Below are 15,625 nucleotides of genomic sequence, written 5' to 3'. Positions count from 1 at the left end.
GTCAGAACCGCTCGAGCAGCCTTTTGAGGTATTCCAGTTCGATTCTGGGCCTGTCGGTTTCGCCCGTGCGGCGACGGATTTCATCCAGCAACTCGCGGGCACGGCGGTACACATCATCCCCCTGCAGCAGGTTCTCCTCGGTCGAGATCGAGCCCGCAGCACCCGGATTCCGACCCAACGGATCGCGGTTGTTGGCCTGCATGTCGCCTTCCTGCGTACCCTGACCGGGCTGGTTCTGCTGGTTCTGGGCCATGGCCTCACCCAGCTCGCGCATCCCTTCGCGCAACGCTTCCATTGCTTCGGACTGGCGGTCGATCGCTTCGGCAAGGTCGTCGCTCCGCAGGGCATCTTCGGCCTCATCCATGGCACGACCTGCACGCCCCAGCGACTCGCGTGCGGCGTCGCCTTCGGGTGTTCCGGCGCCCGGCAGGTTCTGCTGCTGGCGATTCAGTTCATCGCGCAGCGCCTGTTGGCGGTCAGCCAGAGTCCCTTGCCCTTGCTGGCCTTCGCCCGCCTGATCCGATCCTTGGCCCTGGCCGCCCTGACCCTCATGGCTCTGGCCGCGTCCCTGACCGCCCGAGCGGCCTTCATTGCCCTGGCTTTCACCGGCCTGCGCGCCGGGATTGAATTGCTCTTGCAAGTCACGGAAAGCCTCGTCGCTCAGGCCCTGCTGCTCACGCAGGGTTTCGGCCAATCCTTCCATGGCCTGCTGGCCTTCGGATTGTTGCCCCTGTCCCTGGCCCTGGGTCACCCGCATGTTTTCCATCATCTGCTGGAACTCCTCCAGCGCCTGCTGGGCCTCGGCCATGCGGCCCTGCTCCATCAGTTCCTGGATCCGGTCCATCATCCGCTGCAGGTCATCCTGCGTCATCTGCATGGATTCACCGGATTGGTTCTGCTGGCCCTCCTGGCCGTCCGGGTTTTCCTGCGCCAGTCGCTGCAGCTGACGAAGATACTCGTCGGTCGCTTCACGCAGCTCCTGCATCAACTCGGCGATTTCCCCGTCGCTTGCACCGTTCTGCATCGCTTCGGTCAGACGTTCCTGAGCGCGGCGCATCCGCTCCAGCGCGTCGGCGAGCGTACCTTCTTCGATCAGGATCGCCAGATCCCACAGGGCTTGCGCGATCTCGGTCTGCTGTTCGGGGCCCAGGCCGAATTCCGTAAAGGTTTCCAACCGGCGCAGAATGTAGCGCAGTCGCAGATATGCGGTTTCCGAACGGAAGACATCCTCGGGCCGGTGCGAAACAGCCCGCAACAGCTGAGCCACCCTTTTGGCATTGTCGCGCGACCACAGCAGATCGCGGCGCTGTTCAATCACCGCCGCAGCCAGCGGATCAAAGAACCGGCGAGCGGGAAGGTCGGTTCGGTAGACATCCGACTCCGACACCTGATCAGCGGCATCGACGGCAGAAAGGGTAATCTTGACCGGCAGGTGCGCCCAAGGGTGTTCCGAAAAATCCTCGATCAGGTCTTCCGTGAAATCGCTCCGGTCACCAGCGATCGGCATGGGCAGGTCGACGGTGACCGCGTCGCGAGGTTCGGGCGCAACGGCCAGACCATGGCGACGATCGACCGCAGACAGGTCCAACTCGATCAACGCGGTGCCTGCCAGGATGCCATAATCGTCACGCGCCGAGAACGGCAGTTTCATCTGGCCACCAGCCTCGGCGGTGGCGGGTTCGGCTACGGCGATTACCGGTGGCGCGTCCGCAATGACCTCGACACCCCAGTCACGTCCTGCAGGGCCCTCGATCGACAATCGGCCCGAACGCTCGACGACAAACTCCTGATCCGGATCGGTTGCTGTCGTGGTGGAAGCGGAGGAGCTGGTTTCGGTCAAGCTGTGCGCGCCGACCTCGCCATAGAAGCGCAAAGTGACGCGACTGCCTTGTGGCACTGTCAGCGTCGGACCGGATTGATCGGCCAGATACAGCGTCGGCAGGCCGGTATAGCGAGGTGGCTCGACCCAGCCTTCCCAGCTGGGGCCCTGGCCGGCTACGGCCGTGCCGGGTGTCATCTGGGCGACCGATCCAACTTTCCAGAACGATCCGAACAGCAATCCGACCACCAGCGCCAAAAGCGCCGCATAGCGCAGCGCGTAGGGGTCACGAGCGGCAAGGTTCAGGTCAGGCTTGACCGGTCCGGCCTGCGCGGCGCGGGCGGCCATGCGCGCCTGATGGGCCTGCCACAAAGCGCGCGAATCTTCGTCCATCGCCCCGATGGCCTGATCGTCCAGCAATGCCTGAATGGGACGGCCCGGCAGTGTCTCGTCCAGTCGGACAAGCGCCTGCGTGCGGGTGGGGAACCGAAACCTCCGCGCGCCCCAGACCAATGCAACCGTCAACGCCAGAATGGATGCGGCTCCGATGATCCAGACGGTTTCAACGCCGACGAGGTCGTGGAGACCCAGCAGCAAGGCCGCCATGATCAGGGCCGCAATCGACAGGAACGGCCAAAAGGCGTGCATCACCTGCTCGGCCAGCATCCCCGTTCGCGTCAGCAACAGGGACAGTCTGGGGATCGGCAGGTTGCGAGTGTCGGTCACGTCAGGCCTCCGGGTCGGGCCCGCGCGGTTATCGCGTCACAGCCACTCAGGTATGGTATCGCGGTTTATGATTTCGTCAAAGGTTGGCCGTTCACGAATAACCGCGAATTGATCGCCATGAACCAGAACTTCGGGGATCAGAGGCCGGGTGTTGTATTCACTGGACATAACCGCGCCATAGGCGCCGGCACTGCGAAATGCGACCAGATCCCCCGGGTTCAACGGTGGCATCGCCCTTTGTTTCGCAAAGGTATCCCCGGTCTCGCAGACCGGCCCGACAATGTCATAGGGGCGTTGTTCGCCCCCCGGCGCGGGCTCGATGACGGGAACGATGTCATGATAGGCGTCGTACATGGCCGGGCGGATCAGATCGTTCATCGCCCCGTCAAGGATCAGGAAATCCCGCCCTTCGCCCGACTTCACATAGATCACCTTTGACACCATCAGCCCCGCGTTGCCCGCGATCAGACGGCCCGGCTCGATCTCGATCTCGCAGCCCAGATGGCCCAGCGTTTCCTTGATCATCGCACCGTATTCCAACGGCAGCGGCGGTGCTTCGTTCGAGCGGGCATAGGGAATGCCCAGCCCGCCACCCAGGTCCAGACGGTGAATGTCGTGGCCTTGAGCACGCAGCTGTTCGGTCAGTTCGGCGACTTTGGAGTAGGCCAGGCGGAACGGCTCCAGATCGGTCAGTTGCGAGCCGATATGCACGTCGATGCCCACCACCTTCAGGCCGGGCAGGCTGGCCGCATGGGCATAGACCTCGGGTGCACGGACGATCGGGATGCCGAATTTGTTTTCGGATTTACCGGTGGCGATTTTGGCGTGGGTCTTGGCGTCGACGTCCGGATTCACGCGAACGGTGATCGGCGCGATCACGCCCAGGTCCTGCGCGACGGCGTTGATCACCTCCATCTCGGGCTCGGATTCGACGTTGAACTGGCGAATCCCGCCGGTCAGCGCGATGCGGATTTCCTCGGCCGTTTTGCCGACACCCGAGAACACGATCTTTTCGCCCGGCACACCCGCTGCCTTGGCCCGCAGGTACTCGCCGCCCGAAACCACGTCCATCCCCGCGCCGGCTTGCGCCAGCGTTTTCAGAATGGCCTGGTTGCTGGCGGCCTTCATCGCATAACAGACCACGTGGTCGGTACCTGCCAACGCCTCGTCGAACAGGTTGTAGTGCCGCAGCAGCGTCGCCGTGGAATAGACATAGAACGGCGTGCCGACCGCAGCCGCGATCTCGGCGACCGGGACGTCCTCGGCGCACAAAACGCCGTCGCGGTAGAGAAAGTGATCCATATCTGCGCGCTTAGACCAAAACAGGCCTGTGGATCAACGGGATTTGCATCGCGGGCATGCAATCCGGTGCGAACCGCACAGAAGTCGGGCACAACGGCTTATCCGCGCAGGCCGGCCTCAAGCAACGAAAGGGTCGCCTCGCGCCGCGCCTCAAAGTCGCTTTCATCGCCCCCGAAGATCGCCAGATGGATCACCAATCCATCCAGCATCGCCGTCACCGCCTGCGCGGCGGCCTGCGCACTCAGGTCGCTGCGGATTTCCCCCGCGCGGATCAAGGGGGCGAAGTGAGCCGCGTAATGATCGGCAAGCCAGGCGAAGAACCCGCCAATGATCTCGGCCGCGCGCGGGTCCTGAAATCCGGGGCCCAGCACGTCAAAGAACAGCCGCGTCGCCGCCAGACGGTCGGCAGGCATGGACAGACGCAGCCCGGTCATGAACTGGTCCAGCGTCTGCGGGGCCGGTATGTCGCTGATGCGAGCGCGGATATCCTCGAAATACCGCTGCAGCAACGCCAGAAGCAAAGACTCCTTGCTTTGGAAGTACAGATACAACGTGCCCTTGGCCATCCCGGCCTGATGGGCCACGTCCTGCATCTTGGTGGCGTGATAGCCCTGATCCAGAAAGCAGGCCATGGCGGCATCCAATATCCGCCCCTGCATCTCTTCGCGATCGACGATCTTCGGCATCTTGCCCCCCGATTTTCTTCCGGCGCGCCCCTCTTGACCCAGATTGTACGCGGCGTCACGCAAATTCAATCTTTTAATGACTTGACGGTCAGTAACGCCATCTCCATTTGTGACCCGCCAGTCATTAAAAGGATTCTGTCATGGTGCATTCGTCACAAATCAACGCCGGCCCAACACGGCCTATGGCGTCCCAACCCACGGCAACAGCCGCCAAACTGATGCTTGTCCTCGTCGCCAGCTTTGTCACGCTCGTCCCCGGCGGACCGATCGAGACCCGGGACTTTTCCGGGCTGGGTGGAACGGTGTTCTGGGGTTTCAACGCCTTTCTGATCGCGCTTGCCCTGCTGGCCGTGGGGTCGGCGGTGGCTATGCTGCGCGGCTCGGCAACGGCAAGCTGGGGCGCCATCGTGGCGGCCTGGGGGTACATCTTCGTGGTCCTGCTGGACCTGGGTCATGTCTTCCCCACATCACCCGACCCGATTCCGCTGATGCTGGGACTGGTCGAGATTCTGGATTTCATCCTGGCTTTCTACATCCTGGCATTGGCTCATCGTGGCCTGGGCCACCTCTGAACCCGCCCGGCGCGCACTCGTGTACGGCCCGAAGCCACAGCAACAGGAGGTGGCGCCGGGTCCCGCCGTAATACCTACAAAGAAAGACAACTCATGCTGTTCAAGGAACGTTTCACATTGACCGTCTTGCCGCTGGCCCTGGTCACAGCCGCATGCAGCGGCACCGGTGCCCAACACCAACCCGTCCTGTCTGCCGAGCCGGGCCCGGCTTACGCCGCTGATCTGGACCAGTGCCGAGCATTGGCCAAGTCTCAGGACCTGTGGAACCCGGAAACCCGGACACAGGCCTTGATAGGCGCCGGGGTCGGCGCATTGGCAGGTATTTCGGACGACACGGTTGGAAACACAGAAGGCGCCATAGCCGGCGCAGCGGTGGGATCAGCAGCAAGTGCCGTCGCCGGAGCCGCCGAGATGCGCAACACCCGGCGTGACATTCTGATCGAGTGTCTGCGGCAGCGCGGGCACCCTGTGGCCGGCTGAGCGCATCAAGCGCTCATTCAGAAATTCGTCGACACCCCGGCCCGCGCATATCCGGATACGGACACTCCAGCCCCCGAGCGCGTGGGCTCTTCTACTGGCTGAGAGCGCGGCGGATTCGTGGTTTCGCAGGCCGCCAGCACGGCAAGCGACAGGATAAGGCCGAGTGGTTTCATTTCGCTGCCTTCATTAGTTGGATCACTTGCTAAATGGCGACTGGCACGTCGCTTTCAACCACAGAGCGTTCAGATCCCCAGAAACACGCTGAGGGGGCCTCGGTGCAGGCCGACGCCCCCGCTTACATATGTGCCACTGGTCGAAACGCCCACATTGGCGTTCAGGGTCGGCTGGACGGGCTCTCCGTCGGCGCCGCAGGCCGCCAAAGCAAAGGCGGCCCCGATCAGGGCAATCACACGCAAGGTTGTCATTCCAGCATCTCCTTCCAGCGGGCGATCTGCGCCCGGACCTGGTCCGGGGCCGTACCGCCATAGGACTGGCGCGAGTTTACCGAATTATCAACGCCAAGGACAGAATAGACATCCTGCGTGATGCCCGCGTGAACCAATTGCATGTCCTCGAGCGTCAGATCGGGCAGGTCGCAGCCCTTCTTCTCGGCCATGGCGACCAGCGATCCGGTGACGTGGTGCGCATCACGGAAGGGCAGGCCCAGCACCCGCACCAGCCAGTCGGCCAGATCGGTCGCGGTGGAAAAGCCCGAGCCGGCGGCAGCGGCCAGGCTGTCGCGATTGGCGGTCATGTCCTTGACCATGCCCTCCATCGCGGCCAGCGCCAGCATCCAGTTGTCGGCGGCGTCAAAGACCTGCTCCTTGTCTTCCTGCATGTCTTTGGAATAGGCCAGCGGCAGCCCTTTCATAACCATCATCAGCGCCGTGTTGGCGCCAAAGATCCGACCCACCTTGGCGCGGATCAGCTCGGCGGCGTCGGGGTTCTTTTTCTGCGGCATGATCGACGAGCCGGTCGAGAACCGGTCGGACAGGGTGACGAAGCGGAACTGGGCCGAGGACCAGATCACCAGTTCTTCGGCGAACCGCGACAGGTGCACCGCGCAGATCGAGGCCACCGACAAAAATTCCAGCGCGAAGTCCCGGTCGCTGACCGCATCCAGCGAGTTGGCGGCGGGCCGGTCAAAGCCCAGCGCCCGCGCCGTCATGTGGCGGTCGATCGAGAAGGAGGTGCCGGCCAGCGCCGCAGCACCCAGCGGGCATTCGTTCATCCGCGCCCGCGCGTCGCGCACGCGGCTGAGGTCGCGGCCGAACATCTCGACATAGGCCATCATGTGGTGGCCCCAGGTCACCGGCTGCGCGGTCTGCAGGTGGGTGAATCCGGGCATGACCCAATCGGCCCCGGCCTCGGCCTGCGCCAAAAGCGCGCGGATCAGGGCCAGCAGGCCGGATTCGGCGGCGTCCAGCTGATCGCGGACCCACAGTTTGAAATCGGTCGCTACCTGGTCATTGCGGCTGCGGCCTGTGTGCAGGCGGCCAGCGGGTTCGCCGATGATCTCTTTCAGCCGCGCCTCAACATTCATGTGGATGTCTTCCAGCGCGGTCGAGAACTGGAACTCGCCGCGTTCGATCTCTGACAAAACGGTGAGCAGCCCTTCCCGAATGGCCTCGGCATCACTATCACTTATGACGCCCGTGGCGGCCAGCATGGCGGCATGGGCACGCGAGCCCGCAATGTCCTGGGCCGCCATCCGTCGGTCGAACCCGATCGAGGCATTGATCGCCTCCATGATCGCGTCTGGTCCGGCGGCAAAGCGGCCGCCCCACATCTGGTTCGAGGATTGTTCGGTCATGCTGGAAAACCCGGAGTTGATATGCGCCTGTTTCGTCTGATCCCCCTTTATATGGCCCTTGCGCTGGGTGCAAATGCCGCTTTGGCCGCCGACACGCAGGCCCTGGCCGACCTGCGCGACGGCAGCCTGAAACGCCTGATCCTGCATTCCGAGCCCAAACCGGTCTCGGACGCGGAATTCCTGCTGGAAGATGACGGCGGTACCGCCACGCTGGCAGATTATCGCGGCAAATACGTTCTGCTGAACTTTTGGGCCACCTGGTGCGCGCCCTGCCGAAAAGAGATGCCCCAGATCGCCGAGTTGCAGGAGGAATTCGGCGGAGACCAGTTCGAGGTTCTGACACTGGCCACCGGGCGAAACTCGCCCGCGGGGATCAAGAAGTTCTTTGACGAAAACGGCATCACCAACCTGCCCCGCCATCAAGACCCGAAACAGGCCGTCGCACGCGAGATGGGCATCGTCGGCCTTCCGATCACCGTGATCATCGACCCCGACGGCCAGGAAATTGCGCGGCTGATCGGCGACGCCGAATGGAACTCGGACAGTGCCAAGGCGATCATCGCGGCCCTGCTGAACCCCGAAAGCTGACCACCTGACGGGCCTTTTGTGCTAGACTGGAACCGGCCTGAACAGGGCCGGTTTTTCATTGGCAACAGACAGGAGGCTGAGATGAAACCGGTGGTTTTGCTGATCGGCCGGCTGCCCAACGTGATCGGCGACGTGGCGCGGCAACTGGACCATCTTCCGATCCGGTGGCTGGGCGCGCATGATCCCGACGAGGTGCGGCGGCAACTGGACGCCGAACCGCGCATCGCCTGCGCGATCATGGGCGCGGGCCTCGATGACAAGGTGCGCGGCGAACTGGTGGGCATCATCGCGGCGCGGCGACCGGATATCTGCATTCACCTCAAGGATCGCGCCTCGGGGCCTGAAGGGCTGGTGCCCTTCGTCGAGCGCGTTGTCCGGCACGAGTTGCTGGAGCCGCACGATGCCCCCTGACGCAACGCCACCTTTGACAGGGCCTGACCCCGCTTGCACTCTGTCCGCGGGAGGACATCATGCCGCTGGAAATCCTGCTGGTTCTGGTGGTCGTAGGCATTGCCGGCATCACCGCGCTGCTGCATCTGACGGGCAAATCGCGCCTGCGCGTGCTGAGCGCCGATACCGCGCGCGCCGAATGGGTGCGCCATTTCCCCGACGACACCATCATCGACGTCACCCTGGCCCATGGCGGACACGCCGCATTGCTGCGCACCGAGACCGGGCCGGGCCTGTTGTGGTCCTTTGGCGCCGATACAGTGGCCCGCCACCTGCGCGATTTCGACTGGATCGACCACCCCGAGGGCATCGAGGTCCAGTTCCACGACTTCGCCACCCCCGGCGTCACCGTCCGCCTTGATGAAACCGAGCGCCGCCACTGGCGCCACCTGCTGGAGCCCGCATGACCGACCAGATCAGCTTTCCCGATGTCGTCCAATGGGCCGTGCCGTTCTTTATCGCCGCAATCCTGGCCGAATTTCTGTGGATCGCCATGAAGGGCCGTGGCGGGCGGTATGAAACCCGCGACGCCGTGACCTCGCTGATCATGGGAGCGGGCAACATCGCGTCCGGATTCCTGCTGGGCTTCATCGCCTATGGGTTCTTCATGTTGCTGTGGAAGATTACGCCATTGGATCTGGGCACATCGATCCCGGTGATCATCCTGTGCTTTGTGCTGGATGACCTGCGATACTACTGGGTGCACCGGTTCGGGCACCGCATCCGCTGGGTCTGGGCCAGCCATGTAAACCACCACAGCTCGCAGCACTACAACCTGACGACCGCCCTGCGGCAGACCTGGACCTATACCTTCACCTTCATGATGGTCGTGCGCGCGCCGCTGATCCTGCTGGGGTTCCACCCGGCGATGGTGCTGTTCTGCGGCGGCCTGAACCTGATCTACCAGTTCTGGATCCACACCGAAGCCATCGGCAAGATGCCCCGCTGGTTCGAGGCGGTCATGAACACCCCCAGCCACCACCGTGCCCACCACGGCCGCAACGCGCGCTATCTGGATTGCAACTATGCCGGGGTGTTCATCATCTGGGACAAGCTGTTCGGCACCTTCGTCCCCGAGCAGGAGCACGACCGGGTCGACTATGGCCTGGTGCACAATATCGGCACCTTCAACCCGCTGCGGGTGGCCTTTCACGAATGGGTGGCCATCTGGCGCGACGCGACCCAGCCGGGCCTGACCCTGAAACAGCGGCTGGCCTATTGCTTTGCCCCGCCGGGCTACAGCCATGACGGCAGCCGCGACAGCTCCGAGCAGATCAAGTCCAAGCACCTGGCCCGCCACCCCGAAGATCGCGGAACGCCCGGTTTCGAGCAATTTGACGAAAACCTGCCCAACCAACAGGCAAAACAGGCCTGAGACTGGCGGCGTCTGCCGGGCGGGCGCTTGAATTCCGGCGCGCGTGCTCCATATCCGGACAAGTGACAAGTTTGTTCGGTCGGAGTTCCACCATGTCCCGCGTTACAGCCATCTTCACCGCAACCGGCCTGTTGGGCCTGGTAATCGCGATGCTCAGCGCCCTTGGCCAGCAGCCTGCGCCGGCGGTGATGATGCTTGGAGTTGCTATGGTGAGCACAGGCTTCCTGGGCGCCGTGATTGGCGCCGTAGTCGAATTGCGCCACGCAGCCCAGACGACCCGCTGATCCCGCCGACTGTTTCCCGACGCGCATTAACCGCAAATTCACGGGTACGATCCGAAACTACGTGCTGACCGGTTTCGGAAACGTGCGGGGATTCGGCGTCGATGCGGAAAAAGGACTTTGCAGATCTGCCAGAGGGTGGGGACAGCCCGTTGAATTCGGCCGTCGCCGCGCGAGATACTTCGACCGTTCAAATGGCGACCGAGGCTGTCAAGCATCAGCAATGCCGCCTGGCGTTCCAGCCCGTCATGCAAGCACGAGACCCGCACGGCGTTGCCTTCTATGAGGCATTCATCCGCGTGCTGGACGAAACCGGCCGTGTGATCCCCGCGCGGGAGTTCATGCCGCAGGTGGAAAACACACCAATCGGCCGGGAATTGGACTGCATAGCATTGGAAAAAGGATTGCGCGCCCTGTCTCGCAATCCGGAAATCCGGCTTTCGGTCAACATGTCCGCACGCTCGATCGGATACGCGCGCTGGTCGCGGATCCTGGACCGGTTTCTCAAGCGGGACAAAACGCTGGGCGAGCGGCTTATCCTCGAAATCTCCGAAAGCTCGGCAATGCAGGTTCCCGAACTGGTGATCGATTTCATAGACCGGCTTCAGGACCGCGGGATCGCTTTTGCGCTGGATGACTTCGGTGCCAGCAACTTCAGCTTCAGATATTTTCGCGAGTTCTTCTTTGACGCGGCGAAGATCGACGGGCAGTTCGTACGGGGTGTCAGCACCAACCCGGACAATCAGGCGCTGGTGCGCGCGCTGATCGCCGTCGCCCGTGAATTCGAGATTCTGGTCATCGCCGAATCGGTCGAAACGCGTGAAGATGCCGAGTTTCTGGTGGCCAGCGGTGTGGACTGTCTGCAGGGCTACCTATTCGGCGCTCCGACGGTGAAAGCCCCGTGGCAACCGGAAAAAGAAGCCAAAACAGGAAGTTGAACCCAATTCCCTTGGGCGCAATCCAGCCGAGGCTTTCTCATGAGACAAGCTGTCCGTTGCTGCACGTGCAGCATTGCGCTATGGCAGAAAGTGCTTGAGCGGGGGATCACGAGGCGCTCTTGCATCGCCAGAGAGGCTCTGTGCGACCTGCGCCGTCAGATTTCCCACAGGACCTTGACGGTAAAGGATTGACTGTATGACCAACGTAGTAATCGCATCCGCCGCACGCACGGGCGTCGGCAGCTTTGGCGGTTCCTTTGCGAACACCCCCGCACATGATCTGGGCGCTGCCGTCCTCGAAGCCGTCGTGGAACGCGCCGGGATCGACAAGTCCGAGGTGAGCGAAACCATCATGGGTCAGGTTCTGACGGCCGCCCAAGGCCAGAACCCCGCACGCCAGGCGCACATCAACGCCGGCCTGCCGCAGGAAAGCGCGGCCTGGGGCATCAACCAGGTCTGTGGTTCAGGCTTGCGTGCCGTCGCACTGGGCGCTCAGCACATCCAGTTGGGCGATGCCGAGATCGTCTGCGCGGGCGGTCAGGAAAACATGACCCTGTCGCCCCACGCCGCATCGCTGCGCGCGGGCCACAAGATGGGCGACATGAAGTACATCGACACCATGATCCGCGACGGCCTGTGGGATGCGTTCAACGGCTACCACATGGGCCAGACCGCCGAGAACGTGGCCGAGAAGTGGCAGATCAGCCGCGATATGCAGGATGAGTTCGCGGTGGCCAGCCAGAACAAGGCTGAGGCCGCGCAGAAGGCCGGCAAGTTCAAGGACGAGATCGTGCCCTTCACCATCAAGACTCGCAAGGGCGACATCGTGATGGATAGTGACGAGTACATCCGTCACGGCGCGACCATGGAGGCGATGGCCAAGCTGCGTCCAGCCTTCACGAAGGATGGCTCGGTGACTGCGGCCAACGCCTCGGGTCTGAATGACGGCGCGGCGGCAACCCTGCTGATGTCAGCCGACAACGCCGAAAAGCGCGGGATCGAACCGCTGGCCCGCATCGCGTCTTATGCGACCGCCGGGCTGGACCCGTCGATCATGGGTGTCGGACCGATCTATGCCTCGCGCAAGGCGCTGGAAAAGGCCGGCTGGTCGGTTGACGATCTGGATCTGGTCGAAGCCAACGAGGCCTTCGCGGCACAGGCTTGCGCCGTGAACAAGGACATGGGTTGGGATCCCTCGATCGTGAACGTGAACGGCGGCGCGATCGCCATCGGCCACCCGATCGGAGCATCCGGCTGCCGGGTTCTGAACACGCTGCTGTTCGAAATGAAGCGCCGGAACGCGAAAAAGGGCCTGGCAACCCTCTGCATCGGAGGCGGCATGGGCGTCGCCCTGTGCGTGGAGCGCGTCTAAGTGCTTTGACAAGTCACGAATAAGGGCGTCCAATGGGCGCCCTTTTTTGTTACACTCCGGGAATATCCCTAGGATGCGACAATATCACCAAACGGAAAGAGCCATCTCGCGACGAAACGATATTGCGCAACTCAATCTCTCAGAGTAACAGAATTACCAACACGATTAAATTTGGAGGAGTCCTAAATGGCACGTACAGCACTCGTAACCGGCGGCACCCGCGGCATCGGCGCAGCAATTTCCAAAGCGCTCAAGGCCGAAGGATACAATGTAGCCGCCTCGTATGCGGGGAATGACGAAGCCGCGGCCAAGTTCACCGAGGAAACCGGCATTGCGACCTACAAATGGAACGTGGCCGACTATGACGAGTCCAAGGCGGGCATCGAAAAGGTCGAGGCCGAGCTCGGCCCAATCGACATCGTTGTCGCCAATGCCGGCATCACCCGCGACGCGCCGTTCCACAAGATGACACCGGAACAATGGCACCAGGTGATCGACACCAACCTGACCGGGGTGTTCAACACCGTGCACCCCGTCTGGCCCGGGATGCGCGAGCGCAAGTTCGGTCGGGTGATCGTGATCAGCTCGATCAACGGGCAAAAGGGCCAGTTCGCCCAAGTGAACTATGCCGCCACCAAGGCCGGTGATCTGGGCATCGTCAAATCCCTGGCGCAGGAAGGCGCGCGCGCCGGCATCACCGCAAACGCCATCTGCCCCGGATACATCGCGACCGAGATGGTCATGGCCGTTCCGGAAAAGGTGCGTGAAGCCATCATCGGTCAGATCCCCGCAGGCCGTTTGGGCGAGCCCGAGGAAATTGCCCGCTGCGTCGCATTCCTGGCCTCGGAAGATTCGCAGTTCATCAACGGGTCGACGATTTCGGCCAACGGCGCGCAGTTTTTCGTCTGATCGCGGCTTATATGAAAACGGGCCGACCCAACGGGTCGGCCCTCCTTTGATCCCGTAAGAACGCGCGCGCAGCGTTCAGCGGGAACCCAGAACCCACTTCCAGAAACTCCGGATCGCCTTGCCGCGCTCTTGATGAGCGCGCAGAATTGCCTTTTGTGCGGCAGGATTGGTCGTCATCTCGATCATGGCTTTTCCCTTCTACTAAAGGTGAGCTTGACTTGCATTCAACATGCCTGTTGTTTTTAATAGTTACAAACGAGAGTTTTTCCGCCTTCAGTTTAGAAAATCTTATGTGAAGATGAGCGACCGACTTCCCCCACTCACCGCCCTCAGGGCCTTTGACGCCGCCGCCCGCCATATGTCCTTTGCCAAGGCCGCAGACGAGTTGAACGTGACACCAGCCGCGCTGTCGTTTCAGATCAAGTCTCTGGAAGAGCATCTGGGCCAGCCGCTGTTCCGCCGATTGAACCGTGCGGTCGAGCTGACCGAGGCCGGACGAACCCTGGCCCCGGGCACGGAAAAAGGGTTTGCTGCGCTGCAGGCGGCTTGGTCGGCCACCCGCCGCCTGCAGGACAACACAACACTGACAGTGACCGCTGGGCCGGCCCTGACAGCCAAATGGCTGGCCCCCCGCCTTTACGAGTTCGCCCGCGCCCATCCCGAGATCGACCTGAGATTCTCAGCCACGCTGCGCAATCTCGATTTCGAGCGCGACGACGTGGATGTCGCGATCCGGTTCGGGTATGGGCAGGATGACGGGCTGTATTCAGTTCCCGTGCGGCAAGAGTGGTTGACGCCGGTCATGACGCCCGAGCTTGCGGCCCGGTTTCCGACGCCGCAGGACCTGACCAAAGCGCCGCTGATCCACGATGACTCGATCAACTTCCTGAACCCGCCCTGTGACTGGCCCGCCTGGTTTCGCGCGGTCGGGGTGGACTTCACGCCGACCCATGGCGCGCATTTCTCGAACGCGGATCACGCCATTGATGCCGCGGTGGCGGGTGTCGGCGTCGCGTTGGGACGGCGCCCGATGATCATCAAGGATGTGATCGAAGGCCGGCTGGTCATGCCCTTCAAAACCGCCATCGAAACCAAGGCCCGCTTCCGGTTCCTGTGCCGTTCGGGCGAGGAGACGCGCCCTCAGATTGCCGCCTTCCGGGATTGGTTCCTTGCAGAGATCGAAAAAACCGCGCACATATCCGACGGTCTTGAAATCATACCCGTCGAGGAAATCCCACCCGCATGACAAAGAACCGCGCCACCGCCATCGGCTTTGTCGCCGTCCTTTTGTGGGCACTGCTGGCGCTGTTCACGGTTGGCTCGGCGCCGACCCCGCCGCTTTTGCTGAACGCCATCTGCTTCACGATCGGCGGAACCCTTGGCTTGATCTGGACATGGCACAGCGGTGGGCTTGGGCAACTGAAACAGGTTAGTTGGAAGGTATTCACCTTCGGCACGGTTGGCTTGTTCGGATACCACGCCCTGTATTTTTCGGCCCTGCGCATGGCACCTGCGGCCGAGGCCGGATTGATCGCCTACCTCTGGCCCTTGCTGATCGTGCTTTTCTCAGGGTTGCTTCCCGGCGAAACGCTACGACTGGGGCATCTGCTCGGGGCATGTCTGGGCTTCTCCGGGGCCGCGCTGATCATCACTGGCGGCGGAACCGCGGGGTTTCAGGCCGAACATCTGCCGGGCTATGCGCTGGCGCTTTTGTGCGCCCTTACGTGGTCCGGGTATTCCGTATTGTCGCGCAGGTTGGGTCAAACGCCCACCAGCTCGGTAGCAGTGTTCTGCGTGCTGACCGCCATCGCCTCGTGGATCCTGCATTTCAGCCTTGAGCAGACAGTCTGGCCGCCCGACGCACTGGCCTGGATGTCGACCGTTGCCCTGGGGTTGGGGCCCGTTGGGCTGGCGTTCTATGTCTGGGATATCGGGGTCAAGCACGGTGACATCCAGATGTTGGGCACCAGCTCGTACGCGGCACCCCTGCTTTCAACTCTGGTGCTTGTGGTCGCCGGGATCGCCACGCCGTCCTGGACGCTGGCGATCGCGGCATTGCTTGTTACCGGCGGCGCTGCAATCGCGGCACGCGCCAGCCTACGACATTAAGCCGACAGGCGTTCAATCTCTTCCTTCAGCTTCAGCTTCTTCTTTTTGAGTTGAGCAATGTGGAGATCGTCGATACCGGGCGAGCGCTGGGCTTGTTCCACTTCGAGACTGAGGGTTTCGTGCTTCTTCTTCAGTTCCGTCAGATGTGCGCTTACGCTCATGGCGATCCTCCTTCTCTGTTTCTGAATATCACATGGGAAGTTGA

The 15,625-nt window shown here is 62.5% G+C and carries 19 protein-coding genes; 12 read left to right on the top strand and 7 right to left on the bottom strand.

The annotated features are described in order from the left end of the window. Position 1 precedes the first annotated feature (1 nt). From K3752_RS00610 to K3752_RS00600, 3 genes are all read right to left on the bottom strand, one after another. The gene (locus K3752_RS00610; protein ID WP_409233615.1) at positions 2-2,485 is read right to left on the bottom strand and encodes a TIGR02302 family protein; all 2,484 of its coding nucleotides are present in this window, start codon (positions 2,483-2,485) and stop codon (positions 2-4) included. A 96-nt stretch (positions 2,486-2,581) separates the two neighbouring features. Continuing rightward, positions 2,582-3,847 (bottom strand): diaminopimelate decarboxylase, encoded by a 1,266-nt coding sequence (lysA, locus tag K3752_RS00605; RefSeq protein ID WP_260064071.1) that lies wholly within the window; start codon positions 3,845-3,847, stop codon positions 2,582-2,584. Positions 3,848-3,945: 98 nt separating this feature from the next. Beyond that, positions 3,946-4,533, bottom strand: a complete 588-nt coding sequence (locus K3752_RS00600) for a TetR/AcrR family transcriptional regulator (RefSeq protein ID WP_260064069.1) — start codon at positions 4,531-4,533, stop codon at positions 3,946-3,948. 218 nt (positions 4,534-4,751) lie between these two features. Here K3752_RS00600 and K3752_RS00595 point away from each other — a divergent pair, with 218 nt between their 5' ends. After that, complete coding sequence (locus K3752_RS00595; RefSeq protein WP_170342236.1) at positions 4,752-5,105, top strand: hypothetical protein; 354 nt, start codon at positions 4,752-4,754, stop codon at positions 5,103-5,105. Positions 5,106-5,198: 93 nt separating this feature from the next. Beyond that, on the top strand, positions 5,199-5,585 hold the full coding sequence (locus tag K3752_RS00590; RefSeq protein WP_260064067.1) for a glycine zipper family protein: 387 nt from the start codon (positions 5,199-5,201) through the stop codon (positions 5,583-5,585). Positions 5,586-5,602: 17 nt separating this feature from the next. Here the strand turns inward: K3752_RS00590 and K3752_RS00585 are convergent, their stop codons facing one another. The 3 genes from K3752_RS00585 to argH form a co-directional block, all read right to left on the bottom strand. After that, on the bottom strand, positions 5,603-5,758 hold the full coding sequence (locus tag K3752_RS00585; RefSeq protein ID WP_260064066.1) for a hypothetical protein: 156 nt from the start codon (positions 5,756-5,758) through the stop codon (positions 5,603-5,605). A gap of 69 nt (positions 5,759-5,827) precedes the next feature. After that, positions 5,828-6,010, bottom strand: a complete 183-nt coding sequence (locus tag K3752_RS00580) for a hypothetical protein (protein ID WP_170342240.1) — start codon at positions 6,008-6,010, stop codon at positions 5,828-5,830. After that, the gene (gene argH, locus K3752_RS00575) at positions 6,007-7,398 is read right to left on the bottom strand and encodes an argininosuccinate lyase (protein ID WP_260064064.1); all 1,392 of its coding nucleotides are present in this window, start codon (positions 7,396-7,398) and stop codon (positions 6,007-6,009) included. The genes K3752_RS00580 and argH overlap by 4 nt, the downstream gene beginning before the upstream one ends. 21 nt (positions 7,399-7,419) lie before the next feature. On the opposite strand from argH, the gene K3752_RS00570 reads away from it, so the two are divergent. From K3752_RS00570 to K3752_RS00525, 10 genes are all read left to right on the top strand, one after another. After that, positions 7,420-7,986, top strand: coding sequence for a TlpA disulfide reductase family protein (locus tag K3752_RS00570; protein ID WP_170440272.1), 567 nt, complete (start codon positions 7,420-7,422; stop codon positions 7,984-7,986). 81 nt (positions 7,987-8,067) lie between these two features. Continuing rightward, positions 8,068-8,397: a hypothetical protein gene (locus K3752_RS00565; protein ID WP_149776981.1), complete on the top strand. Its 330-nt coding sequence runs from the start codon at positions 8,068-8,070 to the stop codon at positions 8,395-8,397. 59 nt (positions 8,398-8,456) lie between these two features. After that, positions 8,457-8,843: a hypothetical protein gene (locus K3752_RS00560; RefSeq protein WP_260064063.1), complete on the top strand. Its 387-nt coding sequence runs from the start codon at positions 8,457-8,459 to the stop codon at positions 8,841-8,843. Continuing rightward, on the top strand, positions 8,840-9,811 hold the full coding sequence (locus tag K3752_RS00555; protein ID WP_260064061.1) for a sterol desaturase family protein: 972 nt from the start codon (positions 8,840-8,842) through the stop codon (positions 9,809-9,811). Before K3752_RS00560 ends, K3752_RS00555 begins: the two co-directional genes overlap by 4 nt. Before the next feature lie 92 nt (positions 9,812-9,903). Continuing rightward, on the top strand, positions 9,904-10,095 hold the full coding sequence (locus K3752_RS00550; RefSeq protein WP_260064060.1) for a hypothetical protein: 192 nt from the start codon (positions 9,904-9,906) through the stop codon (positions 10,093-10,095). Positions 10,096-10,196: 101 nt separating this feature from the next. Then, positions 10,197-11,030 carry an EAL domain-containing protein gene (locus K3752_RS00545; protein WP_260064059.1) on the top strand — a complete coding sequence of 278 codons (834 nt, stop codon included), beginning with the start codon at positions 10,197-10,199 and terminating at the stop codon, positions 11,028-11,030. 196 nt (positions 11,031-11,226) lie between these two features. After that, positions 11,227-12,402, top strand: a complete 1,176-nt coding sequence (locus tag K3752_RS00540; RefSeq protein ID WP_093963511.1) for an acetyl-CoA C-acetyltransferase — start codon at positions 11,227-11,229, stop codon at positions 12,400-12,402. A 186-nt stretch (positions 12,403-12,588) separates the two neighbouring features. Continuing rightward, positions 12,589-13,311 carry an acetoacetyl-CoA reductase gene (gene phbB, locus K3752_RS00535; RefSeq protein ID WP_093963512.1) on the top strand — a complete coding sequence of 241 codons (723 nt, stop codon included), beginning with the start codon at positions 12,589-12,591 and terminating at the stop codon, positions 13,309-13,311. Between the two features lie 298 nt (positions 13,312-13,609). Next, positions 13,610-14,557 carry a transcriptional regulator GcvA gene (locus K3752_RS00530; protein WP_170461014.1) on the top strand — a complete coding sequence of 316 codons (948 nt, stop codon included), beginning with the start codon at positions 13,610-13,612 and terminating at the stop codon, positions 14,555-14,557. After that, the gene (locus tag K3752_RS00525; RefSeq protein ID WP_170391830.1) at positions 14,554-15,420 is read left to right on the top strand and encodes a DMT family transporter; all 867 of its coding nucleotides are present in this window, start codon (positions 14,554-14,556) and stop codon (positions 15,418-15,420) included. Before K3752_RS00530 ends, K3752_RS00525 begins: the two co-directional genes overlap by 4 nt. On the opposite strand, the gene K3752_RS00520 is transcribed toward K3752_RS00525, so the two are convergent. Then, positions 15,417-15,581 (bottom strand): YdcH family protein, encoded by a 165-nt coding sequence (locus tag K3752_RS00520; RefSeq protein ID WP_093963770.1) that lies wholly within the window; start codon positions 15,579-15,581, stop codon positions 15,417-15,419. The two genes, K3752_RS00525 and K3752_RS00520, sit on opposite strands and share 4 nt — an antisense overlap. Between the last annotated feature and the right edge of the window lie 44 nt (positions 15,582-15,625).

It is taken from the genome of Ruegeria sp. B32 (assembly GCF_025141855.1).
GTDB classification, from domain to species: Bacteria; Pseudomonadota; Alphaproteobacteria; order Rhodobacterales; family Rhodobacteraceae; genus Ruegeria; species Ruegeria arenilitoris.
Note: the sequence above shows the minus strand (reverse complement) of the source record. Positions and strands in the feature narration are given on the sequence as shown.